Source organism: Sporosarcina sp. resist, from assembly GCF_014302295.1.
In the GTDB taxonomy this organism is placed as follows: domain Bacteria; phylum Bacillota; class Bacilli; order Bacillales_A; family Planococcaceae; genus Sporosarcina; species Sporosarcina psychrophila.
The window spans coordinates 2,932,096-2,957,587 of sequence record NZ_CP060287.1; the positions used below are offsets into that span (position 1 = coordinate 2,932,096).

Sequence of the window (25,492 nt, forward strand, 5' to 3'; positions counted from 1 at the left end):
AGCACGATGCTGTAGTCAATCGTTGTCCTCTGGTTGGTCAAGGCGAATGTTATATTTTTTTCTATAAACTCCCCATGTTACACTTTCAATTATTCCGTCGTTCTTCAATCTAGAGAGTGCACCAGCAATTTGACCAGGCGTTAAGTTTACACCTTTTTCTTTAAAGTGTTTTCCGATGTCACTTGGCGTAAATTCCTCTACGCCAACAATATTTTGAATGTAATACACAATTTGACTGTAACCACTAGGTTTATTATTATTAACAGCGTCCAAATAATCATCGACAAACTTATCATCACTGTTAGATATAAAAGTAACTATTTCATTCGCTAAATCTTTTGGTTCTTTATCTTTGTTGTTTTCAATCATTTTCTTTAAACTTTCTGATGAAATTATATTTGCACCTTCCAATGAGCCTTTAAAATCATCAGCCATTGCTTTTGTTCTTCTATTGGTGTTTTCCGACATTTCTTTAATTTCTTTTACTACTTCACCCAATTCTCGAACTTTATTAATTTCACTTTCAAACTTCTCTATACTACTAGCAACTTTTTCATTATCTTCCCTAGTAACGTACGTTTGAAAAAATGCATATAAAATTGCTAAAAATGCTAATGAAATTGAAATCCAACTAGTTATTAGCGAAATCTGATTGGTTAACTGCGTTTCACCGTCCCATTTCCATACAAATAGTACTCCAAATATAATAAATAGGATTACGGTAACATATATGTGATCTTTTTTGCCGTTAATATCCTTGCTCTTGGATTCTCGCTTCATATTCTGACTTTCAAATTCCTCTTTCGACATCAAAACTCCTCCTCTTCTCCCTGCATACACCTTTTTACTTTCGGAATCCATATCAATAATAAGAAATATTAGCATAAGAAAAGGCATCCAAATAACCTTAGAGATAGTATTATTGCTAAATGAAAGCAAAACTAATATCGCATAAATCAAAAGAACACCTACGATTAACTCGATCAGAATTTTTCTCCCTCTTCCCTCCGCATCCGTTTAATCTTGCATTGATGCGTCACAATCCTATATTCACCATATTCCGGTAGCTCTCTCACCTTAGCAATCCCCTCCGAAATAACTACCACATAGGTCAATGATAATCACATTATACCAATATTCGACATAAAAATGGGAACAATTATGAATCCATTCACTAATAAAAGAGGACAACAAATGACACAGCACAATGCTGTAATCAATCATTGTCCTCTGGTTGGCCAGGGGACTTTCTTTTATTAATATTAACTATTGAAGTAGACGAAAAAAATACTAAAGCTAGAGATATTAAAGTCAATCGATTAGTCATTGTTTCAATATTACTGTTTGAATTTATATAAGTTAAATAGGTTGCTAGTACAGCAAGCGGCACTGATAGAATTGTAAGCAAACGTGCAAGTTGATAAAGTAATTCATCCGACTTCGATTGGTATTCTTGCTTCTCTAATTTTGTTATCGTTATTTGGCCTAAAGTGAATATAGTAACAAATATGGACAATCCTAATAAAACAAATCTATTGAACATTTCGACTATATCTCCAATCGCTGCCATTAAAAGAAATGCAAACGATATAGAAATAATTAAATTGTTATTCAGAACTCTTCCCCCTCTTCCCTCCGCATCCGCTTGATCTTACCCTGATGCGTTACAATCCTATATTCCCCATGCTCCGGAAGCTCTCTCACTTTCGCAACCCCCTCCGAAATAACTACCACACAGTTCAACGGTAGTTCCATTATACCAATTCCCAACAATAATGCATCTGTATTAAAAGTAATATCTTTGTTCACCAGGACCCCTCCTTGTGTTATAATTCAGTCAGCCATGACGGGAGGAATCCTGTCTTTTTTATTTGCTCAAATCTTATACCCAATCGCCCTCATCATCTTTTCGCTATCCGCTACATAAGCCTCTTTAAACTCCGGAAAAGCATCAAACAAAAACCCTTCATAATCCAATCCAAAGTAGTCACAATACCGAATGACGTCTTGTAAATCTGCCCTTTCGACGCCAATTTCTAAATTCATAATGCGTTCACGATACATTTTCAATCCTGCTGCTAAGTCTTTCAGATTCAATCCTTCAGACGTTCTGAGGAATTTCACCTTTTCAGCAATGTGTTTGATCTTGCGATTTTCCTCTAAGCTCATTTCAATCCCCCCAATAACTCAGCAGCCTTTGCTCCGCCATCCATCATGACTTCAATTTCCGGTCCCCACTGATCAACAACATTAACTTCGTAGTTTTTGCTGTCCGCATAGAACTCTAATGCTTCCTGCAACCGTTCGTTTTCTTCTTGCGATTTTAACCATTCATTTCGCCAGTGCAGACCATTAACTTCCTTCTCCAACTCCGGCACCCATTCTGCTTGCTTGACGAGATAATCAATTGCTTCAGTAGATAATCTGATGTGCCTTCTATGTGTGTCTTTTATTACGTGCAACCGTGCCGCATTCATCTCACTCACACCAACACTCCATCCCTTTCAATTCATTCGTAAGCCTCATAAACATCTCCATATCCCCTGTATCAAGCGCGATATCAATCTGCAACAACAGCATGTCCTTGTCAGTAACGTCCGTTTTAATGCTAGGATGATGCTCCAAATATTGACGTGACATCTTGGGGTCTTCAGACATTTCAGCCATAAGTTTTCGAGAGTTGATTTTCCCCATTTCCGTTAAAGCGTTCGCATACACAGCGAGCGAAAATCCTTCCATCAATCTTTTAAACTTTTCACGTTCATGATCATGATCATTGTTCATCCTTCTCCACCCTTTCTGATTCATATAACAAATGAATTTTGATCCAATAATAATTTAGTAGTAGCCGTCAATTAAGGCGGATTTTTATTTTGTTATTGGTAAAGATCTATATTAATATGAAAATAAAGCACTTTTGGAATTTTATTGAAATGTATATTTTCTACCTTCGTTATAGATACTAAGATAAAATCGGGAGGTACAAACATGACCAATAAAAAACTTGAAGATATGGACAATCAAATTGAAAAAGTAAGAAAGCAACTCAATGAACTAGCTAAGGAGAATCCTCTATCTGACCCAAAAGTCGTTGAAACAAGCCAATTGCTTGATTTATTATTAAATGAATATGAACGGTTGAAAAATAATAAATCATGAATCATCCCCGCTCACACCTTTCCAATTCACCATGCCGAAATATACCGATCTGATTAGACTTCGCAAACAAAACTTCGCACTGCCGTAGAGGTAAAAACTTCACAATTCGCCCCTCCGACCCCTCATACAACTTGAGATAGTAATAATCCTCAACATCTTTTTCCTCCACATTGACGATCACTTCAACCAGGTCACCAAGCTTAAACGCTATTGTTGGCACCGCATCAAAAATAGTAAGTTGCTGCACCACTTCAGTCACTCCTTTACAAATCGCTTTGCTACCTTAAGTGCTGCCAAATCATACTCATTACCGCCGGACATCAACCAATCTGCAATGCGCTCGTCGATGTCCATCAGCACTTCAATCGGCAACTTGTCGCCGATTGCGTATAATTCATAGGATTCACTATTTGCCTCCTTCGCTTTTTTTAGAATTGTTCATCTAAATTTTCTGTATTGAATTATAAAAATTGCACATTATATTTAGTAAAGGAGCGATACTAATGTCGAAATTAATAGTTAATGAAGAAACGGTTACTTTGGAATTAGAATACTTTAAAGATCTTTTAAAAAAGTACCAAGAACTCTCGGAATTAGTTCAACAAGTTCAAAACGTTGATAATTCTGAAGAACAAAAAACAGAATCTCTATGGCCTAAACTAGAATTCCCAGATTGGATTTGTGGAAAGCAAGATTTTTGCATAACTACACCAGGAAACAAACACTGGAACATTAGAGAATGTAATGTTGAAGCTGAATTGGTATGTGTTAGTTATGGCATAAAATATGGAACTCCTGCAACAATGTCACCCGGAAGATGCGAAAATCTATACCCAGATGGTGAATTTCAATAGCGAGGATATATTCCTCGCTTATTTTCTACGCATGTTATCACTAGCCAAATTCAACCACGTTTACCAATCACTCTGTTTGCCGACTATCGCTACACCATTAAGATGATTGTGCTAAAGACCGCTGATCCTTCTGAAACAACCTCGAATCCCTTTACAATCAGTTCGGCCACTCGCCTTTTAACGTCGGTCTCATCAATGCCCGTCACCGTAGTTGTGAAATATTCCCCCATGTCAACCCCTCATTTCAGATTAGTATTTGATACAAACAACCACTTTCGGTGACAGACTGTAAAACTTCCGAACCGTCAGATCCACCACTTGACTGTCATTCTGCCAAATAACTTTAGTAAGTCCATCCTTGATTGCCTTCACATAATTATCGACATCCGGTTTCGTTGTCGGTCGCAACTCACCCGACTTGATAAGCGCCTGTTTCGGCTTCGTTTGAAGCGCTTTAGGAGTCGAACGATAAACATCTACATAAAGATCAATTGGACCCGTTATGAGTTCTTTTGGTGCGTATTGACCTGCAGCAAGCTTTACGTATTGCTTGAAGTCCCTCGATTTCTCCGGATCATAGAGAACTGTTTTTCCTGCGAATGATTTGCCTGCCCTTGGGCGACCTTGCGCAACGGGTTCGCCCGGTATTTCGAATAGTATTTTCCTCATACGGCCAATCGCTCCTGATACTCAATTACTTCGAAGATAGTGATTTGGATTCTTTCAAATTCCGCTTCGGCCTCCGCGACCTGTTTCCTCTTGCAAACTGACCCATAACCAGCCCTAATACTCTTATCTGATTTCAATGGTTTGCCGCAACGTTTACAGTTGGCCACCAAGTTCATAAAATCCCCTCCAACGTCTCTATAAGTGCATCCTTCGCCGAATCACGACGGTGAACCAGCGCGTACACCCTACCGTAATTCAGATTGTTTTCACGAATAAACTTCAATTCCTGGTTCGTGAAGATCTTTCCGTCTTTACGGACTGATTCCGGTATCTGATCCACCTTGTAAGTAGCGAATTCATTACGTAATCTTTTATTCTCATGCTGTAACTTAATAAATTCCTGCTCCCATTGCCATTCGTTATCCACTTTGACCCCTCACTTTCAAAGTTTCATAGACTACTAACAGAGCGTACAATGTCGTTTACCGTCGATACTGAGCGTCCCGCAGTTGATTTTGGAGTATGAATTCACTCCGACCAATTAGGGACGTCAGAGGAACTGGTGTGCGGTTATTTTGGTTCCTTTATCCTGCCGTCACCTTCTTCAGCTGCTCATTCGCCATCTGGATGCCGAGTAAGTAAGCGATAAACTCATTGGGTAACTGTCTGCCGAACTCTGAAAGCATCTCGAACTCTTCGCTGTCAGTGTCGTCATACTCTTGATAGCACCTCCACACTTCGTGTTTATAAACTGCTTCGTTGCCGTATTCAAAAACTACACTTCTTAAATCACGGTGGATATCCTTAAACACTTGGATACTTTTTTCATCATCTTCAAGATCATGAATGCTTTCGGCCAACCATTCGTCAAGTTGTCTATAAGCTTCATCATCGTCGAAGCTCCAACGACCACGGGAACTGCACGATAATTTCTTCATGAGATAACTGAGTTTCACTTTTTCTAAGCTTTCGATTGTGGCACGCCATGTTAGTGAAAATACCGCATCCCCTATATCACCAGTAATGAACAATGATGACCCCGAGAAAATATATCGAACCGAGTAGAACGACGTTCCAGGCTTGCTCCAGTCAAGAAATGTGGAGTTGCCATGTTCGGTTACTGTCGCGACATGGTCCTTGAACCATTCATTCCGGATGTATTCCCGTTCTTTTTTAATACGCTCCATTACGAGTTCACCGCCTCTCGTATTGCTAGTAAACTAACAAGAGAGCGATAGTCCATCTCGGACAACAATTCGCCTTTAGGACCTCTGGTAACATGATGTACAGTGACTAATTCGTCGATGATGATTATTGCTTCATGAATTTCCAAACCGCCATCCCCTTCCTCATTTTTAATTTCCGACACTTGTACCCTGCTGTAATTCTCGGATGAGCTTGTCTCGTTCAGCTGCAATGTCTACACTAGATTCGGCCCGTGACTCTTTCTTTTGTTGCTTGTGAAACCATTCAGGAACTTTTTCTTCGCGAGATGAACCATATCTTCCGCGGTTACTTGGGTGATTGTTTGGTTTGTTAAACTTGTTCCTTTCGTGAGACTGCACCTGTTCAACGGTTGTCAACTTGTTATTCGCCCACTCCTTGAACAGGTATTCAACAAATCCGAAATTCTTTCTGTTTCGGTCATCCGCTATTTTTACAGCCTCAATAATTATTTCTTTGTTTTGTTTGAAATCGTCATACCACATTCCTAACGAATCTCTTTGTAACGGAGAGAGTTTGCAAAGGTTAGATTCAAATGTCTGGAATACTTCAGCGAAATCATCGACAACTGGTGTTGTAGTAGTTGTATTACTTAATTCTTTAGTTCTTAAGTTCTTTAGTTCTTGTTCTTGTCCCACGTTCGTCCCGCGGTCGTCCCGAGTTCGTCCCACGTTCGTCTCGTCATCCGTCCCGTTAGGGTTTTCGATAATGTCGTCCGAGCCTTGATAATCATCGTATTTAGTGATGGTAAACAGCGTCCCGCTAACCGTCTCGCTAACAGACACCATAGATGCATCAACTAATTTCTTAACTTTTCTTTCGACAGTGCTTTTTGAGACCTTTTTTAAGCCTCTTCCTTCCATATATTCCAAGTCTTCCGCTAGTTTTGAATAGGCTCGGAGGTACTGCCCTCGGTTCACTTCGATGCCTCTCGTCTTCATGCCGTCCTTGTGAGAGGCCTTAAGTAATAACAGTGTAAAGAGCCGGAAAGCGGTCACGTCCTGCCATATCTCGTTGTCTAGTATCTTCCTGTGAAATTTAATCCAGCCACCCAATTCTGTACCTCCTCCCCATCTAAGTCAGGGAACGAATACGAGTTTCCCCGTCTGTTCCTGTACCGCTTTTTTAAACATCGCTTCATCCGAATTCGTATCCGAAAGATGCAGCAAATGAATCTCTTGGACTCTTGATAGATCATTAGCTTTAAGGAATTCAAGGACGTTTTCTAAGCTGAAATGCGACTTGATCAAACGCCGTTTCATACCGTCATGAACCCTGCCAGTCATAATGTTTTCGTTCAATATTTCTGTTGAGTAATTCGCCTCTACCATGATGTGTGTAAGGCCCTCAAATCGATATCGAACATAGAATGTATCTGTAGCGAACAGGAGCTTGTCCCCCACCTCATTAGCGAGTAGAAAGCCAAACGGCTCACTTACATCGTGCTGAACATCAAACGGCAACACCGTCCATGTACCAAGCTTGAACCGCTTCTTGTTCTCGACTACTTTAATTCGATGGTGATTGATTCCGATTGCTTCTTTTGTGCCTGGTGACATGTAGATATTCAAACCACGGTCTGCAACCTCACTGACGGCTTTACAGTGGTCTTTATGTTCATGAGTAACCAATACGCCTGCGATGACCGAAGTCTTGAAATTGAGTGCTTTCTGTATGTTTTTGAACGATATCCCGCACTCCAAGAGGAGAGGGGTTGTGCCATCAGTTACGTAATAGCAATTCCCCGTACTTCCTGTTGCGAGTGTTTTGATTTCAATCATTTAGAAGCCCGGGCCATTCGTGGTAACTGGCTCTGGTTCGGGGTGAACTAGTGGCTCCGAAATGATTTCTCCTGTGATCGGATCAATATCAAGTTTTTGTGACTCTGGTTTGTCCTTCTCATTGATGATTTCTGATTCATTCGCCAAAGTTACTTCCGGTTGAATATCAAGCAGCTCAGAGTTGGCATTTTCATTAATTTCTCTGCGAGTACGCGCGTAAGATCCATCTTCCGCATCGTCGTATGTCATTTCGACAAAGGCATTGCCAAAGTCTTTCGGTATCCTTTTCACAATGTTATTCCGCATTTTCCTAATGAGCATAGACTCGCGACTTTGTGGGTCTTTCCACGCCGGGCTAATGTACTGTTGGACGCTTTCGTCATCCAGTGTCGCTAACCCGAGTTCCTTCACTTTGTTTAGAAGTTCACGTTTCTTCGCATCTATTTCTTGTTTCTGTTTTGGACTTGCTTTGAAACGACTCTCCGCAATACCGAATGTCTCATTCATGAGATTGTTGTTAATGTGAGCGATTAGATTCTTAGAAACATCCTCTCGTTCCGCAATCCAATATTCGACCTGTCCGCCATTTTTTGTGATTGGATAAACAACGCGGACAACATCCCCCTGCCCAGTCGGTTGCCATACCGGTGGCTCCATATCAATCCCTCTATACATTGGATATTCAAATTTATCTTTTGAACGCACTAACCAAAATTGATGGACCTCTTTAACGTCGCGTCCGAAATTGGAAAGGATTGCATCATTACCGTCACCTTCAATCCCCATCTCGATCTGTTTGGTCCAAACATCTTTTCCATCAATTTTCTTTTTGACGTTCCTCATTTGGAAATACACTTCTCGCGGACTAGCAGCAGCGTTCAATTTCAATGAAGCAATCGTGAGTAATGTTTGCGTCACATTGCTCTTATCTAGTTGCGCATCGTTCCACCCAACGTTTTTCGAATCCAATACAGCGTTTATGCTTGAAATGGCACTCATGACACATTGCTTTGCGTAGTGGTCCATATCGAGCCCGTTTCCAGTGAGTTGCTGTTCAATCATTGGGAAGAATGTATTGCTGATTTTCGTCAGTGATGTTGAATATGTTGGTGTTGCTACTTGATTTGTCATATTAAATAGCCTCCTGAAGTTCGTTTTTTTCAATCCGTAACTGCTTGTCCTTTTCAGAAACAACCAAACTGATCAACTGTGAATCTGTATCAATCAGTTGAGTAACTGCCTCAGCATTGTCCACGAAGATAGGGGCTCTAATCCCGAAATGCTCCGTCAATGTGTTGATGATGTCGATTCCAACGTTAATACGTGCAGCATTGTTCAGACCACTTGAATACGGAACTCCATCAAACGTGGTTTCACATATTTCTTCAATGCCACCATTGATGTTCGTTTTGAAAAGATTGAAACGCGCATATTTGAATTTCGAGTTAATCTTTTCAGTAAGTAATTCGACTTTCGACCGGATAAATTCTTCTGTCAGATATAGTTCACCTTCCAACTTCTCGAATTCAGTTGCCAGCTCTTTCTGCTGTTCTTCAAGCTCAGAAATACGCTTTTCAGATGCCACGACTTGTGCTTGCTGTGCAATTTGAGAATTGAGTTCAGTACGTTTAGCACGAAGACTAGCAACTTCTTTTTCAACGCTCACAATGGACTCCTCAGCGTTTTCATTGAGTGACTTAATTTCATCATTCAGCTTCGCTTGTTCTTGCAATTTAGATTGATACTTAGGGTCTTGACGGGCATCTTTTACAGCTGTTCTAAGCGTGTCTAGTTCAGCTTCTAACTTCGATACGGCTTTCACCTTATCGTCGATTTGAGACTGGATATTCTCCACCGAAACCATTAGTTTTTCCATCTGTTCAAGAAGTTCTGCTTTCTTACCCGACTTTGTTTTTCCATCCTCGCTAATACTTTCGAGCGCTGACGATTTCACAAAATTGAATTCGGAAAGCGCTTTTTCTTTAGCAGAAATAACTTTTTCTTCCGGTAACGATTGACCACATGTCGGACACTCGCACCTTGATTCATAAGGCAATTCCTGTGCATCAGTAGTAGTCCATTTTTCGCGTAGTTCAATAAGTTGATTGTCAATGTCTGTAGCATCTCGATGGTTGCGTTGGATTCGATGTTTCACATCATCCTTTTTACGTTCCAAAATCGCTATGTTTGATTGCTCTTCTTGAATCTTCGCCTGCACCTGGTATCCTTTTTCAACCGACTCTGATTCAAGTTCGCGTTTGATAGATTCAAGATCCATTTCAACTTGTCTTAACTCATTTTGTTTACCAGTGATGGCCGAACCGTTTTTAATATTGCTGATTTGACTGGCGTTTTCATCGAGTTGCTTTTCGATTACTGCAACTTCTTTCTCTATAGAAGGAACGTCAATATTTACTTCCGGTAATGAGTTGTTGATTTCATCGATTCGTACAGGAATTCGGTCAAGTTCTTTATTAATCTCAGCCCGACGTGCAGCAATGATCTTCCGATGGTCCTCAATCGTGCGACCTTTCAGGATGGTAGGAAGGTTTTTCAGCGCACTGTTGAACGCAAGGACATCTTCCTCTTCAACGTCGCCGCATATTTCAAGCAGCGTCGCTCTACGGTCCTGCCACTTCATCTGTTCATTGAAGAATGTTGGAGATGTGAGAAGTTTGAACACATCTTCTTTCACGACAGAATCAATTTTTTCCGCATATTCTTTCTTTTTAGAAGGCACGCCGTTAATGAAATAATCCGTATCATGGCCAGTGAATTCCGCTACTGGAGCTCCGCGTTTCTTGGTCCACTTTTCCTTGAAAACTCTTCGTAGGGAAAGGGGTTGACCATCGACGTAAAATACTGCTTCAACTTCGTGGTCTAGGTTGTTGATTTCCCTGCCTTCTTTCAGTGTTTTGATACCGAAGTCTGCACGGTTGTTGCTGTCTTTACCGAATAGTAGGAAGACGAATCCGTCGAAGATAGTTGTTTTGCCAGTTGCATTATTTCCGAAGACTTTGAGGTCCAGTCCGTCTGCGCCAAGTTCGAATTTCTTGATGCCTTTGAAGTTTTTAAGCGTTAAATTCATAAGTTTTACTTCTTTCATTGTTGTTCCCTCCAATAGTTTTATTTGTAAATGATTGTTTTCTTCTGACCGAATTTAAGAAGATCACTTAACTTAATTGCGTAAGTCCCTTCCCTGTCCAATTCGTGCATCCTTTGACTGCCCCAGAAACGATGATGTGATTCAATCAATTCCTGTTCTGTGTATTTTTCGCACCCTTCGACATCCATTGTGTAACCACCGTATGAACGTTTTTCCTCATCAGCGGTTTGATGACCCCAAAAAACTAAATGATCCTTGTCCCAGCACCACTTCCACGAAAGAAGTACATATTCTCTTTCTTTGTCTATGTTCAATTCGCTACCCCCTTGTCATTTATGGGGTTCTGCGCTAAAATAGCGGTAATAGAATTTCTCAGAACCCCGAACTCGCTGTTACTGCAGCGGGTTTTATTTTTGTCCAATTTCCTTTTCAAGTTCATCTATCGCTATCTGCTCTTCACATTCAACACAGCGTTGAGGGTATCCGCATGCATCACCCAAGTACACTCCACACCCTTCACAAAACTCACCTTCAAGCATCATTTCAGCATATTCACCCATCAGATTGCCTCCTCATAGTGAGTTACTCCCGCGGATTTCCGAATCGAGTAGATACTCATTTGCCCCCACAACTCTACAAATCTTTGAACTGCCAGCAACGCATCATCTTTTTCCGTGTGAATGATGTACGGATCTTCTTCTTTCATCGAACGGATTTCCCATTGCCATGATCGCTTCATTCTTCTTCATCCCCTTTCAATGGAATTTGTCTCGGCTCCCAATCCCTGATTTTGAATTTCAGCTTTAAGCGACACTCCACACAAAACGAACGATTCTCAATCTGTGCAAAGAACACAACTTCAGCTGGCTCGAAATCTTTAAGGCATTCACCGCAATACTCGCTGAGTGACTTCTTCATTCCTTATCACCCTGTTCTAGTTGCCATGTCGCATACTGCCACATCGTCCCAAGTACAAACGCAAGAACTGGTGCAAAGTAGAGTACGATTTGACCTTTTTCCGCTAATGTCAGCATTCTGATTCTCCTTTCTTTAATAGATGGAAGTGAATCCCATCAAGGTGTCCAGGGTACGAGTAACCAGCTCGTTAGGAGGAAATTATTCAATGGCTCCTGGACACTTTGATAGGAGCCAAGGCTCCGTATCTGTGCTATAATGTTGTTAAGAGATAGTTTCAAAAGTTCGCCGGCTGACATTGCTGTGTCAGTTGGCTTTTTTTATTTCCTGTAATGCTTTCAGCGACCGGACTGCATCTTCTGCTCTATGTAGTGCCAGGTCAATGTCGCCCTCTTTTAATTTCTTGAATGCAATCCTCAAACTTATTACAGCTGCATATCTTTCGTGTAGCTCTTCTGAAAACTCTTCCATTGTTTGCCTCCTAGATTAAGAAATTAATAAATCCTGTTATTGCGCTACCCATCGTGCTTAATACGTTTGCTAAGATTACCAATCCGTCTACGCCACATATAAAAGCGACTAGGACATCTTGTGAATGAGTAACTTCGGCCCACTTCTGAAACAAACCCATGTGTAGCTCCTTTTTGCTGTTCTCAAACCTCGACACATCAGCCTGTTGTATATGTAGTTCGTGCGCTAATTCTTCTTGGTTGAATCCCGCTCGTTCACGGCAAGCTTTTAAAATTGTTCCGTATTCCATTTCCCTCACCTCCCTTTTATGTCAAATTGACATAGGGAATCTCTTTATCTAGTTGTATAGTTAACTTGTAGGTGAGACCCCTCCTACACCCTCTAAATACCGCGCTTCGAAAACTCCGTGTAACAAGGGGCTTGCCTGCCCCTCTTCGCTTTATTCAGCCAGTCTTAAATGTTGTTGGCTGTTTAACGTTTTAATTTCGAGCCTAGTACTCGTATCCGGTGACCATTCCTCAATGAACTGGATCGCATCCTCGAAACGAACCTTCGGTAACTCTCCGTATCTAGGAATCTCAAAGTGTTTCTTAAATTCATTCCAAAACTGCGAGAAAATCACCTTACTGATTTCCTTGTAGGCTTTGGAATCTTTACCACCTAAGCATTCAACGACTTTGCCTCTGCCGTTCTTGTTGATTCTGTACTCTTGCGCCCCGTTGATTCGCATGTGATTTTTCAAATACTTCACGTCCGTTTCAACTACTTCAATGCGTCCCACTTGTTCAAGTGCTGCTTGTAATAGAAGTTTCGTGCTGCTTGGTTGTTCAACTTGATAAGATCCTGTCTTTCTAATAGAAGGAATGACCTCAATCGCTAACCAATCTTGAAATCGTTCCGCCAAGTAGTTAGATGCCTTAAAAGATAATTTGTAAACAAGCGCTTCGGGGATCAAATCCCCTTTCGCCACTTGTGGAGAATGGCTAGGAAGATAATTATTAACCCGTTTCCATCTGACATATTCCATTCCATTTTTCATTTCCGTAAGACCTAAGCACCTTGCGACATGTTCGATTTCAAATAAAACTTCTCCGTTTTCCAATGTGACACCGACTTCGAACAAGTCATTTTTAAAAGTTTGTAATTGATTCATTAAATTCCCTCCTATATAGATGATTTATGAGTCTAACTAACTGCCAAAGTTGTAAACCAAATCATAATTGCTCCGACTCTTAATCCATTCGAGCAACTGATCCGACACGACCATCGCGTGCCCAAAATCATGATTTACAGGAAAACCTCGAATCTTACTTGCCCGGTAAACCGTCGAGTAGCTAACACCAAGTTCATCCGCCGTTCTTTTTAAAGTCATTAAGATTGGTAGCTGGCGTTTTTGCGTCACTTTACTAACCGCCCGATCCACTGCAGCATCAAGGAACTTCTCCAGTTCCGTTGCAGTGGTTACGATGACTTCTGACATTCCACTCCCTCCCTTCTTATCCTTCACACCCACCAATCAAAGTTCGAAGTCTTGGCGTAACCAATTGGCGTGGCTCCCTTCTATAGAAGAAGATCATGGCCGACTCCGCTCGTTCGAACTTTCGTTGCTGGGTGTGAGGTATATATTTTTAAACGACTATTTTAGATTTGATACATTTTGTATCGCTAGATACCTGAAAAATGTCTGGAAACAGTAACCTCATTGAGGTACTGTACAACGACTCAAATTTCAACATCGTCTCTACGCTTGGATTTCTGTCGCTTTTTTCAATTTTCCTCACAAACACTTCGGATACACCTATCTTTTCCGCAACTTCCAATTGTGTGAGTTCTTTTTGTTGACGTTTTTCTATAAGTACTTCTCTCACTGTAGTGACCTCCCTTCTTGATACGTTTCGTATCTGTAACAACACTATAACACGATACATTTTGTATCGTCAACTATTATTTGATACATTTTGTATTTTTTCTATTATTCGATACTAATTGTATCTATACTTATATATAACTTAAGGTAAATAATGATAAATGTAAGGGGGGTTACGAATGATAGGTGAACGAATGAAGCAATTGAGAGGCAATCGTACGCAAGAAGACATTGCGAGTTTGATTGGCGTTTCACGAGCTAGATACTCACATTACGAAAACGGGCGAAGTGAACCAGATTTAGTGATGCTAGAAAAAATAGCTGACTGTTATGAGGTTACGGTTGATGAACTACTCGGAAGAACCGACATAGCTGAACCGCACAACAAAGTTACTGTCGCTGGTCAAGAAATCACACTCTCTATAGAAGAGTTAAAAGTATTTGAGGAACTAAAAAAACACCCAATCATGTTTCATGACCTTGCTACGGATCCGGAATCAAAGGTGAAAGAATTAATTAAGCTCTATAAAATGAAGAAGATGTTCTTGGAAGATGATACCACGGAATACGAGGATGGATTCGGTGAACTCGAGGATTGAGTGATCGTTATTTTTTTAGCAATTAAGTAAACATATGAAAAATAAAGTCATATGCAATAAAGGCTGGAAAGTACACTCAAGAAGCTTGATTTTACTACGTTTGAACAAAATAATAAATATATGAAATAAATTAATAGACTAATGATTGTAATATCTACTTTGCATTTGAGGATCTGGTAGGACTCTGGATAGGGCTGTGATAACATGCAACTACGACAAGTAAATACAAATACGGACTATTGGGAAGAGCGAGCTGAAAAAGTCCTCACCCACTTCCGTTATGCGTTCCCGGATGAAATTCACATGCCTGACCTATGTTGGCGCTACGGCATCACCATTCTGCCACTAGACGCCCATTTTGCTGGGCAATCTGTCGACTTTGAATCTATCAGTCACCTAGAATCCTTCTCTGTCCCTGGTTCAAAGGCTAGGCGCGGGACAATCTATTTAAAAGAGAATCTTGGTCACATCGAAAGAAAACTACTGTTAGCTGAAGAGTTCTGTCACTTATATGCGCACAATGCACCGCAGTTGCCGATAGATATACATGGTTTAGCTAAGCTTGAAAACCAAGCAAAAAGAATGTCTGCTTATTTATTGATGCCCAGTCGATTCATCAAGACTGTTTATGATGCAGCGTATGACGAAGCTGTATTAATATCCGATATCGCGGATCACTTCCTTGTGACAGAAGAATTCGCACACTATCGAATGGAATTGATATTTAATCGAAGAGTCGATGCATTTGTAGCTCATAGGGGTGCGCTTGGAACGGTTGAGTGGTTCAATAATTAACGCGGTCTGACTGGGCCGCTTTATTTTATATAGAATTTGTAGGTATATCGAACCGAGTAACATCGGTAAGAAAAAAATACTAGGAGGAATTTTATTGACAACAAACATTCAAGTCGAACATGTACAAACGATGCAAGTGAACAAAGGAAAAATTTCATACTTTGATGGTGGACTTCTTCAATTCATCGGCTGGACTATCCTCGGAGCGATTGTCACGGTATTCACATTAGGAATTTGTTATCCGTGGTCCATTACAATGATTTATGGTTGGAAAATTAATCACACGGTTATTGAAGGAAGGCGTATGCAATTTAACGGATCCGCTGTAGGGTTGTTTGGTAACTGGATTAAGTGGTGGTTGCTAACAATCATTACTCTTGGGATTTATGGATTCTGGTTATTCATTAAGTTGGAAGATTGGAAAGCGCGCAATACTACTTTCGTGAATTAATTAAAGACTGCCCTATCCAGAGCTTTTCTTTTAACCATGAAACCAATAGATTAATTTGAAACGAGGTGTAGGCGTGGAAATTATAACAACAATAGGTTCACTTATGTTTTTCTTCTCGCTAGTTTATCTTGCTTATCATTTTATACGTAAAAGAAAAAATCCATTACGCACATTACCAAGGAAGAAATTCTACACGGCTTTAATTGGGGGTTTCGCATTGGTTGGAATCGGTAGCTCCCTAACTGATACAAGCGTTCAAGATGCTTTAAATGAAGCTATTGAGATAAACACTGCATTAATCGCTGAGAATGATGAGTTGAAATCGACAAATGCAAAACTTCAAGAGAGCAATGACGTGGTGAATAAGGAACTAAACGATTTAACAAAGAAGTTATCCGATTCGGACAAGCTAGATAAAGAGCTAAAAGATCAGCAAGCAGCACATAAAGAAAAGACTGAAGCTTTCGAGAAAGAAATCGCCGACTTGAAAGCAACTAATACAACTTTTGCTACCGAAGTTGATAGCTTGAAAAATCAGGTAGCGAGCAAGAGCGCTACTTCAACCGCAAGTTCATCCAATAGTAGCTCAGACTCTTCCTCATCAGCTGGCACTTCTCAACAGAGTGCAAATGTCTATTACAAGAACTGTACAGCTGTTAGAGATGCAGGAGCCGATCCTGTATATCGCGGTGATCCAGGGTATGCAAAACATCTTGATCGTGATGGAGATGGTGTCGGTTGCGAATGATTACAGGATTTAACACGGTCCCCTCCCCTATCGTATTTTTTTTACCTGATTGGTGGGTAGAATTTGCTATTTGGAGATGGGGGGTGGATTTTACTAAGGATTTAGGATTTGGTTACCGGGGTTGATTCCTTGACTAGAGCTGTTCTAAATGTTAGTAGTTCGGAAGAACTTGATGTTATTACAACGAATTTCATTTATAATAGAAGGAGGAATTATAATGACAAATCAAGCAGCTATTCAAGAAAAAGAACCTGCAAAAGTGATATCTTTTATAAATATGAAAGGTGGGGTTGGAAAGACAACTCTATGTATTAATATCGCATACTGCTTAGAGAGGGCTTTCAGTAAAAAAGTATTAATTATCGATATGGATCCCCAATTCAACGCTTCACAGTCTTTATTTGAAAAATTCAAAAACTATGCATACTATTTAGAAAAGAAAAAGAAAAAAGAAACTATTAAATATCTATTCGATCAAGACATTTCTTTAGTTCACGGGGGGAATACACCTTCATCAGGATTCACCGTTAATCCTATTGAAGAGCTCACTCCTAATTTACATATTATACCTGGCGATTTAGACATGGTGAGATTAGAATCTTCAGAAAGAGGAACTGAAAATTTGTTAAAAAATTATATTCAAAAAGTTATTAAGAATGTTGATTACGATTATGTGCTGATTGATTGCCCTCCAACTTATTCATTTTACACGACTGCTAGTTTAATAGCATCCGACTTATATTTTGTTCCTATTAAGCCTGATATATATTCAGCTCTTGGAATTGATTTATTAAGATTTGTAATTAATAGAGTGGAAACTTTACATGGCGCTTCTGCCAAACAGCTAGGAGCAATTTTCACAGTAGTAGAAAATATTCCAATTGTAAATAAAACTATAAAAGATATTACTGATGCCGAACCAGAATTCAATTATTTAGAAACACGTATGTCTGATTTTAAATACGTTCCAAATGGAAGTATATCTAGTTTTATGTATGACATGTCGACCACCAGAAAAGAAATAACTTCTATTACTACTGAATTCATACAGGAGGTAGCCAAGTGTCCAAAAACCACCTAATAAAAAATATAGTCATTGTAGCTGATTTAAAAAATATTGAAGATAAAAAAATAATACTTTATGGCATTATAACCGATATAATTTTTAGCAGTTCATTAATTAAAAAGAACTCAGATTTCCAGAATTTCACGCAAGATTTCTTTGGAGTTCAATTTAAAGGTTATGTTTATAAATCACGTACGTTATTATTAGCTCGTTGCCTACGACTCATAGAAAAATATGATTTAGAAAAGGTTAATGTTTTGATCGATAAACTTCTACTAGTTTTTAATATTCACCCACCTAAAAACAGTAAAAACAATTCCAAAAACTTGGATGTTTTACTAGCATGGAAAAAAGTAATTAACCATGAATAAAACTTATTATGACATCAACAAAGAATATAAAGATGATTTTGAAACTTATCTTACCTTCGTTAACATTAGATCGACACAGTATTGTATTAATACAAATTCTTTTAAAGGAGAACTAAAAAGTATTTATAAACAAGTTTTTTGTTTAACGACTTTTCTAAAAAAAACTATTCCAAGTTCTGAAAAGCATTTAAAGGAATCAATTTTGAATTTGCCGATAGTACTAGACTTATTGGCGACTAATAACATTGCTTCTTTTAGATTGATGTGTAGAAACGTTATTGAACAATTTAATCGATATCTATTCTCTAAATTAACAGATGGTAAAACAGATACAATCCGAAATATGCATACTTATATAAAAGAATACTTTAAAAAGTTTAAAGTAAATAAATACATAAAGAATTTGACTGATGAATATAAGCATTTGTGTGACTATGTTCACGTCACAAAAGATACACACTTTTTAGAGCAAAATGGTTTGTCGGATTATTACTTTAATAATAGTCAATTAAAAAAAATTACTAACAGCATCAAACTTTTTAATAGAATTCTACAAAGTATGCTTATTATATTAGTAACTTTAGAAACACAGTCTTACTTGAGCCTCAATAGAGATGATCAAAAACTTATTGAATTAAGTATCCAAGAAAAAATAGACGATTTCGTTATATTAGATAATTACTATATTTCGATAAACCCCACTTCTAATTAATGGGGTTTTATTCCAGATAAAAAAGAACATACGTTTTGAAAGGAGATGTTGAGATGAATAATATTATTAATTTTCCAGATAAACAAAAGGACAATAAGTTACATCAGAACTTAATAAAAGTCGATTCGACTAAAACAGTCCGCATCCCTATCCTTGATAGGATGTATGAGATTGACGGTGAATTGTATTACGAAATTCAGGGTGATCCTACTCCGAGGAAATGGAAGGACTACAGTCACATGAATTTTAATTAAAATGGCTCGCTTAGTTAAAGGTGGTGATAGCTCCACCCCTGATTCCCTACCCAGGGCTTTTCTTTTAATCTCTAAACCAAACATACTTTCTATCGAAGGGAGAAATGAATATGTATTGTCGAACATTGAAAAATGGTAAGTGGTCATGCACTACAGATGCTACGCCGGACCCATTAACAGGACAACGCCGGCAAATAACACGTCGTGGAGATACAAAAAAGGAAGCCGTGCGCAGGGCGCAACTTGCGGCTGACGAATTATCGAAAGAGCGCCAAACGACGAAAAGAGTCGTGCAGGAAGTCTATGACGAGTGGCTGAATGTCTATAAAGAAACTGTTAAAGCATCGTCTACTAAAACTAGAGTGGTAGCGATGAAACCATTTATCGACAAGCACGGGAAGCACTTCATAGGAAAACTGCAAATCAACGATATTCAAGCTTTTTTGATAGAAAGACGTGATACAGGAATATCAAAACATCACATCGCAGGAACTCGTACCGCTTTAAATTTGATGTTTGATTTTGCAAAAAGAAACGACTACATTGAGAAAAATATCGTCAAGGATACCGTAACGCCAAAAGCCACTAAAGAGTCACAAAGCTTTTCGAAATCTAAAAAGAAGTATTTGGAAAAAGAAGAAATTCAAGAATTTCTGAAAGGCGTGAAATCATCCGGACGAAGAAACGCCTATTCAATCGCCCTCACAATGCTTTCTACGGGCTTACGCATCGGCGAGGTGTTAGCACTCACTTGGGGAGACATCGACTTAAAAAAGCAGGTGCTGAAGGTCGACAAGACGTTGTTTGAGAAAGATGCTGATGAAGGTGGGTTTGAATTTACTCCACCGAAAACAGAAGACTCGGATAGAGTTGTTTCTTTTAACGATGATCTGGCCGTAACTCTAAAGAAAATGAAGGCACAATACAATAAAGAGAAATTGATCGGGATAAGAGACGATAAATCACAATGGTGTGACTTAGTCTTTACAGGAATACGTACTCAACCCGTTCGTGCTTCCACGATTGGAGCTGTGTTTAATAAGAATTACAAAGCCTATGACGTTAAAGATGCACGTGGAACTCATATTTTGAGACACACTCACATCACGATGTTAGTTGAGGCTGAAGTTGATTTACCTGTTATTATGGAGAGAGTTGGTCACTCCGATATAAACATCACGTTAGAAATTTACGCGCACGTGACAAAAAAGATGCAGAAAAAAAGTGATGATAAAATTAATGAGTATTTCCGCCAATTTATCTAAAGTGAAAATAAATGTGGTTTTAATGTGATTTTCCGTTTACCGCAACCGCCTTTGAACGCCCGAAAACACTGCGGTTGTACCCTTTCAGCTTTAATATGTTTGGAATGATCATCATTTCAATTAGCGTGAACGCTTTTTCATTATGAATAAATTTCATCTAATTCTCCCCCTCATAATTTATCCATCATTCCGTAAACCGGTAAAAGTAAAGCGAGATATGCTGCCAAAATACAGATTGCAATGATACTAAATAAAACTGGCTGAAGTAGCGCCAATGCCTTCGCTAGCTTCTCATCAATCGCTTCACTTAGATGTTCGCTGTAAATCTGAAGTTCTTTCGGTAGATAACCGCTGTCTTCACCATGCTTGGCGAATGCAGCCAGTTGGTCCATCAATCCTTCTGTCCTACTTATCGCGGTGTGGAGTGAATCTCCAAAAACTACCTGCTCTTTGACATTTTTCGTAATTTCACTTAACACTAGATCCAAATTTTGATCAATTAATACATCCAAAGCATTTTGCAAGGATAGGCCCGACTGAAGCAATCCCCCAATTTCACTAGAAAAGTCGCGAGTCTTTACTATCGAAAAGAATGTACTAGCGACAGGGATGGACATTAATACGCGAATTTTTGTTGCAGGCGCAAACTTTTTGTAGATAATGGTGCATAATACCGTTAGTAATGCAGAGACTAACACCATACTTATGATGAAATCGGGGATTCTCGTCACAAGCGAGGGTAATGACGAAACAAATCCATCCCCTTGACCTTTTCTAGATATCGCTAACGCTTCCATGTTAGGTAAAAAGTACCTTCGGAAGGCCATAAGCAATGCGGCAATCAGAATAAAAAGAACCACAGGATAAATAAGTAGATTTTTTAACTTCTTCCTTTTTTCTTCTGCTTTTCTCATACGAACAGCCATGCCCCTCAAAGCCTGCGCGACTCGCCCGTCCACTTCAGCAATCGCGATAGGAAGAAGCGTTCCGGATGAGAACCCAAAACTAGCAAGGATATGAGTGACACCGAACCCTTCCTTAAAATCTTTATTCATTGCTTCCAGCACAGGATTATAATCTTTCAAATGATGTGGTACTAACAAAGTAACTGCATCATGAAATGTGTATCCCTCAGTTAATAACACAGAAAGTCTTTCTAGAAATACCGGTCGATTTTGGAATTTTTCTTTTTTGTGAAATAACAATCGTTTTTTTGATTTATCCATCTTGTACCACACTTGGCCTGTTATATTTCTGAAAAAGCGACTCCACTTTATGTTCCTCAGGAACAATTACTCTTTCACCTTTCATGATGGTGTCCGTCATTCGATTAAGCGTGTCTCCTTGAATAATTTCAAATACCGCTCCCCTTTTTCCGGAAGCACTGCGAATGAGACGCTGCGCTGAAATACAGACAATGGTTTGTCTTAATTCTTCGGCAGAAATACCAAAATCCATCATCCTATAAAAACAGCCTGCTGGATCTTTAGAGTGCACGGATGTCAGTACTAAATGTCCAGTCAAGGCGGCTTGAATTGCAATTTTTGCCGTTTCACTATCACGTATTTCTCCAATCATGATGACATCCGGTGAATGACGTAATATCGCCTTTAGACCTGCCGAGTACGTCATACCGGACCGTTCGTTTACTTGAATTTGAAGCAGATGTGAATGATTATTTTCAACAGGATCTTCCAATGTGATTACATGCCGTTCTAGATTCACGCAATGAGCTGTTAAAGAGTATATAGTGGTCGTTTTTCCACATCCTGTCGGACCGGTCAGTATAATTAGCCCTTGCGGCTCTGATACAGCCTGGCGTAATTTATCGGCCCACTCTTTTTCAATGCATAATTCATCGATTGAAACGATTTGGTCATGCCTTTGCAATCTTATAACAACACTTTCTTTCATTTGAATCGAAGGGATTGTTGAAACTCGGAAAGAATAATTCTCACCTCGTATCTGTTTATGAAAAGAACCACTTTGGGGTTTACGCTTATCGCTAATGTCGAGTGAGGATAGGAATTTGTAAAATGAAATCATGCGGCCCGCCAACTGTGGGGGAAGAATACCGGACCGGTTCAGCCTTGAATCTTTTTTGAATGAAACATCATATCCTTCTTTCATAGGAACAAGGTGAATGTCAGTCGCTTCGTACTTAATCGCTTTCTCTAATAGTCGAAAACTTTTCTGTTCTACGACGTTATCATTCTTAATCATTGAACACCCCTCTTTCTTTTGGGTTGAGTGAAGTTCAATCCAACCCAGTCGGATAAATCGCAATTCATCCTTGGGCACAGTATACGACTTACAAATACGTATTGGAATACTTTCCCTCAAAGTCGAATTGTGTATCCCCAGAAAGAGGGCGATACTTGAAATTCACCCCACTTTTCGACAGCAAATATCATTTTTCGTGACAATCACCCTTATACACGTGTTTGTCACAATGAAAGAACGATTGGAGTTTACATCTGCTGTCGTTATCCCTTATAATGAATGGGAGCTTATTGTAATGTTTTATTAAGGAGGGACGCACACATGGATAACATGTTCAAGTTGATGGGCTTCTGGACAGGCATATTCGCAGTTATGTTTTATATGGGAGACATGCTGCCAGCCGCACTTCTTTTTGTTGCGAACACTGGGTTCTTCCTGCTACTTGGATATTTGAACCTAACAGAGCGGATGTACATGTACTTATTTGGAGCATATCTGATGATATTTATGGTCGGATTCAGCTACTACACAACGTTTATACACGTACCAGGCGCTGGCCACTAAAAGAAAAGTACATACAAAAAAACAGCCTTTTTTTATTGGCTGTTTTTTTGTTTTTCTATACTTATATTGGTCAAAATCCATTCAAAAATGGATTCGAATCTTTTTCCTCTTCTGGAGTTGTAGACGGTCCATGACCTGGATAGATGATAAAATCATCATCTAGGGAAAGCAACTTATCATGGATAGATGTCAGCAAAACCCCTGTATTCCCCCCCGGTAGATCTGTCCTTCCGACTCCCTGCTGGAAAAGTGTATCGCCAACAACGGCAAAACGAGATGGTCCGAAGATATACGAAACACTCCCCGGAGAATGACCGGGCGTATGCCTCACTTCAAACTCGAACGGGCCCACAGTCATCATTCCCTCATCGCTGATAAGCTTATCGGCTTTTCTAATGCGGACGTCAGGTAATCCTTGATACTTGGCAGAACCGTTTAATCTCGGATCAGACAGCCAGTCTTGCTCCTCTTCATGGATATAGACCGGAATAGTATAACGGTCCCTTATGCTGTCAACCGCCCCAATATGATCAAAATGCGCATGTGTCAATAAAATCGCGACAGGAGTCAACTCTTTACTTTTCACTTTATTAATAATACGTCCACTTTCTTCACCTGGATCCATGATTAGACAATTCCCTGATTCGTCACTGATGATGTAACAGTTTGTCTGGATTGGTCCGAGCGGATATGTATTAACTTTCAACATGGTCGGCACCTCCTGCAACTTATATTACGCAATGTGAAATACGATTTCAAACAATCGTCACTAATATCCCTCGACAAATTTGATTGCAAACAGTACAATAGAAGAGGAATAGCGCTAAATCGGACTTGCACAGTATGTGCTGACTTCTGTATTGCTCACAACAGATCGTGAGCGGTTTTAGCAGAAGTTCCTATTGAAAGGAGTGTCTTCCCTATGAACTTATTGATGATTATTTTTGGACTCATCGCAATTTTAGCGGTGGTCGGTACGGTCCAAGCATTCAAAGAACGTAACGTTTTAAGTATTCTGTTCAATCTTGGAGCTGCAGTCGTTTTTGGAGGCTTCACAATTGCTACACTTGTTTTCCAAGGATTCCCACCAACTCTATAATCGAGAAAGTGTAAGTCTAAATTTGGACAACCAAAAACACCCTTTGTGTATTTATACACAAAGGGTGTTTTTTTGTTTCCTTAAAGTTAATAAAGTCTTGAGCTGTGAGTAACAATTAGCAGATGATTTCACAGCTAGATCCAGCAGCTTGCTACTTGCCTCATCTAAGCTTGTTTTATTTTTACTCAGGAAACGTTAACCACGTCGTCTGCGTTTTCTTTTTTATATCAATCAATTTTTCCGCGGAGTAACCAGTTAAACACTTTTGCCCCGACGGTGAACATCGAAGAACACCCGCCGTGATATCATCGGCTACAACGTCTTGACGTCCTTCTATAACGCGAATAAGTCGATATGGTGATAGGAGTTCATCGAGTTGCCCCCCCTCGTCAGGAGCGGGTATGAACACGGTTTCACTTGAACCCCATTCAACATCAGGTATTACCCACTCTGAATAATTACTAATGACGGGCATTGTCCATTCCGAGCTAATCATCCCATCCTGTCCCATGATGGTGTAGTGCGCATCCTTGTCTCCATTTATTCGCACAACGAGTAGCGTATCTTCATATGTATCAAAGTAAACAACACCGCTAATATCTAGCTGCCCCCACTTTTTAGTAAGTGGTTCATATGTATGTATCTCTCCACCATCAAGTACGTGGCCTTCGACATATCCTACAGCAATTTTATCCTCACCTAGCCATTTCGGGAATGGATCTTCAATCGCAAGCAGGTCCAAACTCTCTACTTTTCCGTTATAAATAAATAAATCAAAAGTCCAATCTTGATGAAAAGCCGTGAGAAGAATAAGTGAGGGGTCAGTATCGTTCCATTCAATCGCCAACTCTGTTGAAGCAACTATAACTTCATCTTGTACCGCACCATCCATAGTCACGATTTTAATTGTTGCAGATGCAGCATTATCACTAGTATGTAATAATAGATATTTTTTTGAAGGATGAATGAGGAGGTCGATGATTATAGATTCATCCTCATATAACGTGTCTGTCTGACCTGATTCAAAATCAAAACTATTCACTTGATAATGCCCATTTACCTTTTCGACGTAGATAACTTTTGACTCGGTTAACCAGTCCGCAACGAAATGGAACTTTGATGGATCAGCAACTAACGTTTTAGTTACTTCCTCTTTAATCAGTTCGTTATTCCCTGGTTGTTCAACGGCAGTTGGTCCATCGATAATTTCATTCGTCTTCTTTGAACAGCCCGTTAGTAACATGACTGTTACACAAAAGATGAATATTCTTTTTCTCACCGCGCCTCCCCCTTTCTATA

The 25,492-nt window shown here is 39.6% G+C and carries 44 protein-coding genes; 12 read left to right on the forward strand and 32 right to left on the reverse strand.

Annotation, left to right across the window (positions count from 1 at the left end; all coding sequences use genetic code 11):
* Window positions 1-15: 15 nt before the first annotated feature.
* From H7992_RS14395 to H7992_RS14420, 6 genes are all read right to left on the reverse strand, one after another.
* Entirely contained in the window at window positions 16-810 is a 795-nt protein-coding gene (locus H7992_RS14395; RefSeq protein ID WP_187045060.1) for a hypothetical protein, read from the reverse strand.
* A 173-nt stretch (window positions 811-983) separates the two neighbouring features.
* The gene (locus H7992_RS14400; protein WP_370570001.1) at window positions 984-1,106 is read right to left on the reverse strand and encodes an XtrA/YqaO family protein; all 123 of its coding nucleotides are present in this window, start codon (window positions 1,104-1,106) and stop codon (window positions 984-986) included.
* Between the two features lie 505 nt (window positions 1,107-1,611).
* Window positions 1,612-1,812, reverse strand: a complete 201-nt coding sequence (locus H7992_RS14405; protein WP_370570002.1) for an XtrA/YqaO family protein — start codon at window positions 1,810-1,812, stop codon at window positions 1,612-1,614.
* Window positions 1,813-1,875: 63 nt separating this feature from the next.
* Window positions 1,876-2,169 carry a helix-turn-helix transcriptional regulator gene (locus H7992_RS14410; protein WP_187045063.1) on the reverse strand — a complete coding sequence of 98 codons (294 nt, stop codon included), beginning with the start codon at window positions 2,167-2,169 and terminating at the stop codon, window positions 1,876-1,878.
* The gene (locus H7992_RS14415) at window positions 2,166-2,486 is read right to left on the reverse strand and encodes a hypothetical protein (protein WP_187045064.1); all 321 of its coding nucleotides are present in this window, start codon (window positions 2,484-2,486) and stop codon (window positions 2,166-2,168) included. The genes H7992_RS14410 and H7992_RS14415 overlap by 4 nt, the downstream gene beginning before the upstream one ends.
* Window positions 2,479-2,784, reverse strand: a complete 306-nt coding sequence (locus tag H7992_RS14420; protein WP_187045065.1) for an IDEAL domain-containing protein — start codon at window positions 2,782-2,784, stop codon at window positions 2,479-2,481. The genes H7992_RS14415 and H7992_RS14420 overlap by 8 nt, the downstream gene beginning before the upstream one ends.
* A 204-nt stretch (window positions 2,785-2,988) precedes the next feature.
* Between H7992_RS14420 and H7992_RS14425 the strand changes: the two genes are divergently transcribed.
* Window positions 2,989-3,159: an aspartyl-phosphate phosphatase Spo0E family protein gene (locus H7992_RS14425; RefSeq protein ID WP_187045066.1), complete on the forward strand. Its 171-nt coding sequence runs from the start codon at window positions 2,989-2,991 to the stop codon at window positions 3,157-3,159.
* Between the two features lies 1 nt (window position 3,160).
* Here H7992_RS14425 and H7992_RS14430 read toward each other — a convergent pair whose 3' ends face one another.
* Together H7992_RS14430 and H7992_RS25115 are read right to left on the reverse strand one after the other, a co-directional pair.
* Complete coding sequence (locus H7992_RS14430) at window positions 3,161-3,409, reverse strand: hypothetical protein (RefSeq protein WP_187045067.1); 249 nt, start codon at window positions 3,407-3,409, stop codon at window positions 3,161-3,163.
* A gap of 5 nt (window positions 3,410-3,414) precedes the next feature.
* Complete coding sequence (locus H7992_RS25115; RefSeq protein ID WP_370570003.1) at window positions 3,415-3,513, reverse strand: hypothetical protein; 99 nt, start codon at window positions 3,511-3,513, stop codon at window positions 3,415-3,417.
* Window positions 3,514-3,662: 149 nt separating this feature from the next.
* Between H7992_RS25115 and H7992_RS14435 the strand changes: the two genes are divergently transcribed.
* Window positions 3,663-4,013 carry a hypothetical protein gene (locus H7992_RS14435; protein ID WP_187045068.1) on the forward strand — a complete coding sequence of 117 codons (351 nt, stop codon included), beginning with the start codon at window positions 3,663-3,665 and terminating at the stop codon, window positions 4,011-4,013.
* Between the two features lie 89 nt (window positions 4,014-4,102).
* On the opposite strand, the gene H7992_RS14440 is transcribed toward H7992_RS14435, so the two are convergent.
* The 19 genes from H7992_RS14440 to H7992_RS14525 all read right to left on the reverse strand — a co-directional run bounded on the left by H7992_RS14440 (window position 4,103) and on the right by H7992_RS14525 (window position 14,047).
* Window positions 4,103-4,243: a hypothetical protein gene (locus H7992_RS14440; RefSeq protein ID WP_187045069.1), complete on the reverse strand. Its 141-nt coding sequence runs from the start codon at window positions 4,241-4,243 to the stop codon at window positions 4,103-4,105.
* Window positions 4,244-4,262: 19 nt separating this feature from the next.
* Window positions 4,263-4,682, reverse strand: coding sequence for a RusA family crossover junction endodeoxyribonuclease (locus tag H7992_RS14445; RefSeq protein WP_187045070.1), 420 nt, complete (start codon window positions 4,680-4,682; stop codon window positions 4,263-4,265).
* On the reverse strand, window positions 4,679-4,858 hold the full coding sequence (locus H7992_RS24515) for a DUF6011 domain-containing protein (RefSeq protein ID WP_255428444.1): 180 nt from the start codon (window positions 4,856-4,858) through the stop codon (window positions 4,679-4,681). The genes H7992_RS14445 and H7992_RS24515 overlap by 4 nt, the downstream gene beginning before the upstream one ends.
* Entirely contained in the window at window positions 4,855-5,109 is a 255-nt protein-coding gene (locus tag H7992_RS14450) for a hypothetical protein (RefSeq protein WP_187045071.1), read from the reverse strand. Before H7992_RS14450 ends, H7992_RS24515 begins: the two co-directional genes overlap by 4 nt.
* A 157-nt stretch (window positions 5,110-5,266) precedes the next feature.
* Complete coding sequence (locus H7992_RS14455) at window positions 5,267-5,869, reverse strand: hypothetical protein (protein ID WP_187045072.1); 603 nt, start codon at window positions 5,867-5,869, stop codon at window positions 5,267-5,269.
* Window positions 5,869-6,051, reverse strand: a complete 183-nt coding sequence (locus H7992_RS14460; protein ID WP_187045073.1) for a hypothetical protein — start codon at window positions 6,049-6,051, stop codon at window positions 5,869-5,871. The genes H7992_RS14455 and H7992_RS14460 overlap by 1 nt, the downstream gene beginning before the upstream one ends.
* On the reverse strand, window positions 6,038-6,961 hold the full coding sequence (locus H7992_RS14465; RefSeq protein WP_187045074.1) for a DnaD domain-containing protein: 924 nt from the start codon (window positions 6,959-6,961) through the stop codon (window positions 6,038-6,040). The genes H7992_RS14460 and H7992_RS14465 overlap by 14 nt, the downstream gene beginning before the upstream one ends.
* A gap of 24 nt (window positions 6,962-6,985) precedes the next feature.
* Entirely contained in the window at window positions 6,986-7,687 is a 702-nt protein-coding gene (locus H7992_RS14470) for an MBL fold metallo-hydrolase (RefSeq protein WP_187045075.1), read from the reverse strand.
* Window positions 7,688-8,818 (reverse strand): hypothetical protein, encoded by a 1,131-nt coding sequence (locus H7992_RS14475; RefSeq protein WP_187045076.1) that lies wholly within the window; start codon window positions 8,816-8,818, stop codon window positions 7,688-7,690. It lies immediately after the preceding gene.
* A gap of 1 nt (window position 8,819) precedes the next feature.
* Entirely contained in the window at window positions 8,820-10,793 is a 1,974-nt protein-coding gene (locus H7992_RS14480) for an AAA family ATPase (RefSeq protein ID WP_187045077.1), read from the reverse strand.
* Between the two features lie 20 nt (window positions 10,794-10,813).
* Window positions 10,814-11,107 carry a hypothetical protein gene (locus tag H7992_RS14485; protein ID WP_187045078.1) on the reverse strand — a complete coding sequence of 98 codons (294 nt, stop codon included), beginning with the start codon at window positions 11,105-11,107 and terminating at the stop codon, window positions 10,814-10,816.
* A gap of 93 nt (window positions 11,108-11,200) precedes the next feature.
* Window positions 11,201-11,353 (reverse strand): hypothetical protein, encoded by a 153-nt coding sequence (locus H7992_RS14490; RefSeq protein WP_187045079.1) that lies wholly within the window; start codon window positions 11,351-11,353, stop codon window positions 11,201-11,203.
* A complete protein-coding gene (locus tag H7992_RS14495) occupies window positions 11,353-11,532 on the reverse strand; it encodes a hypothetical protein (RefSeq protein ID WP_187045080.1) in 180 nt (59 codons plus the stop codon). The genes H7992_RS14490 and H7992_RS14495 overlap by 1 nt, the downstream gene beginning before the upstream one ends.
* Complete coding sequence (locus tag H7992_RS14500; protein ID WP_187045081.1) at window positions 11,529-11,711, reverse strand: hypothetical protein; 183 nt, start codon at window positions 11,709-11,711, stop codon at window positions 11,529-11,531. The genes H7992_RS14495 and H7992_RS14500 overlap by 4 nt, the downstream gene beginning before the upstream one ends.
* A 303-nt stretch (window positions 11,712-12,014) precedes the next feature.
* Window positions 12,015-12,179, reverse strand: a complete 165-nt coding sequence (locus tag H7992_RS14505; protein ID WP_187045082.1) for a hypothetical protein — start codon at window positions 12,177-12,179, stop codon at window positions 12,015-12,017.
* A 10-nt stretch (window positions 12,180-12,189) separates the two neighbouring features.
* Window positions 12,190-12,468, reverse strand: a complete 279-nt coding sequence (locus H7992_RS14510; protein ID WP_187045083.1) for a helix-turn-helix domain-containing protein — start codon at window positions 12,466-12,468, stop codon at window positions 12,190-12,192.
* A 150-nt stretch (window positions 12,469-12,618) separates the two neighbouring features.
* On the reverse strand, window positions 12,619-13,332 hold the full coding sequence (locus tag H7992_RS14515) for an ORF6C domain-containing protein (protein ID WP_187045084.1): 714 nt from the start codon (window positions 13,330-13,332) through the stop codon (window positions 12,619-12,621).
* 36 nt (window positions 13,333-13,368) lie between these two features.
* Window positions 13,369-13,659 carry a helix-turn-helix transcriptional regulator gene (locus tag H7992_RS14520; protein WP_187045085.1) on the reverse strand — a complete coding sequence of 97 codons (291 nt, stop codon included), beginning with the start codon at window positions 13,657-13,659 and terminating at the stop codon, window positions 13,369-13,371.
* A gap of 148 nt (window positions 13,660-13,807) precedes the next feature.
* The gene (locus H7992_RS14525; RefSeq protein ID WP_187045086.1) at window positions 13,808-14,047 is read right to left on the reverse strand and encodes a helix-turn-helix transcriptional regulator; all 240 of its coding nucleotides are present in this window, start codon (window positions 14,045-14,047) and stop codon (window positions 13,808-13,810) included.
* Between the two features lie 178 nt (window positions 14,048-14,225).
* Here H7992_RS14525 and H7992_RS25120 point away from each other — a divergent pair, with 178 nt between their 5' ends.
* The 8 genes from H7992_RS25120 (at window position 14,226) to H7992_RS14565 (ending at window position 20,307) form a co-directional block, all read left to right on the forward strand.
* Window positions 14,226-14,645: a helix-turn-helix domain-containing protein gene (locus tag H7992_RS25120; protein WP_187045087.1), complete on the forward strand. Its 420-nt coding sequence runs from the start codon at window positions 14,226-14,228 to the stop codon at window positions 14,643-14,645.
* Between the two features lie 204 nt (window positions 14,646-14,849).
* Window positions 14,850-15,440: an ImmA/IrrE family metallo-endopeptidase gene (locus H7992_RS14535; RefSeq protein ID WP_187045088.1), complete on the forward strand. Its 591-nt coding sequence runs from the start codon at window positions 14,850-14,852 to the stop codon at window positions 15,438-15,440.
* A 130-nt stretch (window positions 15,441-15,570) separates the two neighbouring features.
* Window positions 15,571-15,891, forward strand: a complete 321-nt coding sequence (locus H7992_RS14540) for a YjgN family protein (protein ID WP_187047905.1) — start codon at window positions 15,571-15,573, stop codon at window positions 15,889-15,891.
* Between the two features lie 73 nt (window positions 15,892-15,964).
* Complete coding sequence (locus H7992_RS14545; protein ID WP_222617984.1) at window positions 15,965-16,639, forward strand: excalibur calcium-binding domain-containing protein; 675 nt, start codon at window positions 15,965-15,967, stop codon at window positions 16,637-16,639.
* A gap of 217 nt (window positions 16,640-16,856) precedes the next feature.
* On the forward strand, window positions 16,857-17,720 hold the full coding sequence (locus H7992_RS14550; protein ID WP_187045089.1) for a ParA family protein: 864 nt from the start codon (window positions 16,857-16,859) through the stop codon (window positions 17,718-17,720).
* Complete coding sequence (locus H7992_RS14555) at window positions 17,702-18,076, forward strand: hypothetical protein (protein WP_187045090.1); 375 nt, start codon at window positions 17,702-17,704, stop codon at window positions 18,074-18,076. Before H7992_RS14550 ends, H7992_RS14555 begins: the two co-directional genes overlap by 19 nt.
* A complete protein-coding gene (locus H7992_RS14560; protein ID WP_187045091.1) occupies window positions 18,069-18,788 on the forward strand; it encodes a hypothetical protein in 720 nt (239 codons plus the stop codon). Before H7992_RS14555 ends, H7992_RS14560 begins: the two co-directional genes overlap by 8 nt.
* Before the next feature lie 364 nt (window positions 18,789-19,152).
* Window positions 19,153-20,307, forward strand: coding sequence for a tyrosine-type recombinase/integrase (locus H7992_RS14565; RefSeq protein ID WP_187045092.1), 1,155 nt, complete (start codon window positions 19,153-19,155; stop codon window positions 20,305-20,307).
* 19 nt (window positions 20,308-20,326) lie between these two features.
* On the opposite strand, the gene H7992_RS14570 is transcribed toward H7992_RS14565, so the two are convergent.
* Genes H7992_RS14570 through comGA form a run of 3 tightly spaced genes read right to left on the reverse strand, consistent with a single transcriptional unit; the run spans window position 20,327 to window position 22,530 of the window.
* Window positions 20,327-20,464: a hypothetical protein gene (locus tag H7992_RS14570; RefSeq protein WP_187045093.1), complete on the reverse strand. Its 138-nt coding sequence runs from the start codon at window positions 20,462-20,464 to the stop codon at window positions 20,327-20,329.
* Window positions 20,465-20,477: 13 nt separating this feature from the next.
* Window positions 20,478-21,533: a competence type IV pilus assembly protein ComGB gene (gene comGB / locus H7992_RS14575; RefSeq protein ID WP_187045094.1), complete on the reverse strand. Its 1,056-nt coding sequence runs from the start codon at window positions 21,531-21,533 to the stop codon at window positions 20,478-20,480.
* Window positions 21,526-22,530, reverse strand: coding sequence for a competence type IV pilus ATPase ComGA (gene comGA, locus H7992_RS14580; RefSeq protein WP_187045095.1), 1,005 nt, complete (start codon window positions 22,528-22,530; stop codon window positions 21,526-21,528). The genes comGB and comGA overlap by 8 nt, the downstream gene beginning before the upstream one ends.
* Window positions 22,531-22,851: 321 nt before the next feature.
* Here comGA and H7992_RS14585 point away from each other — a divergent pair, with 321 nt between their 5' ends.
* Window positions 22,852-23,094, forward strand: a complete 243-nt coding sequence (locus tag H7992_RS14585) for a DUF2626 domain-containing protein (RefSeq protein WP_067210178.1) — start codon at window positions 22,852-22,854, stop codon at window positions 23,092-23,094.
* A 70-nt stretch (window positions 23,095-23,164) separates the two neighbouring features.
* Here the strand turns inward: H7992_RS14585 and H7992_RS14590 are convergent, their stop codons facing one another.
* Window positions 23,165-23,803: an MBL fold metallo-hydrolase gene (locus tag H7992_RS14590; protein WP_067210180.1), complete on the reverse strand. Its 639-nt coding sequence runs from the start codon at window positions 23,801-23,803 to the stop codon at window positions 23,165-23,167.
* Between the two features lie 213 nt (window positions 23,804-24,016).
* On the opposite strand from H7992_RS14590, the gene H7992_RS14595 reads away from it, so the two are divergent.
* Window positions 24,017-24,193, forward strand: a complete 177-nt coding sequence (locus H7992_RS14595) for a DUF2759 family protein (protein WP_082786602.1) — start codon at window positions 24,017-24,019, stop codon at window positions 24,191-24,193.
* A gap of 181 nt (window positions 24,194-24,374) precedes the next feature.
* On the opposite strand, the gene H7992_RS14600 is transcribed toward H7992_RS14595, so the two are convergent.
* On the reverse strand, window positions 24,375-25,472 hold the full coding sequence (locus H7992_RS14600; protein ID WP_187045096.1) for a YqgU-like beta propeller domain-containing protein: 1,098 nt from the start codon (window positions 25,470-25,472) through the stop codon (window positions 24,375-24,377).
* Between the last annotated feature and the right edge of the window lie 20 nt (window positions 25,473-25,492).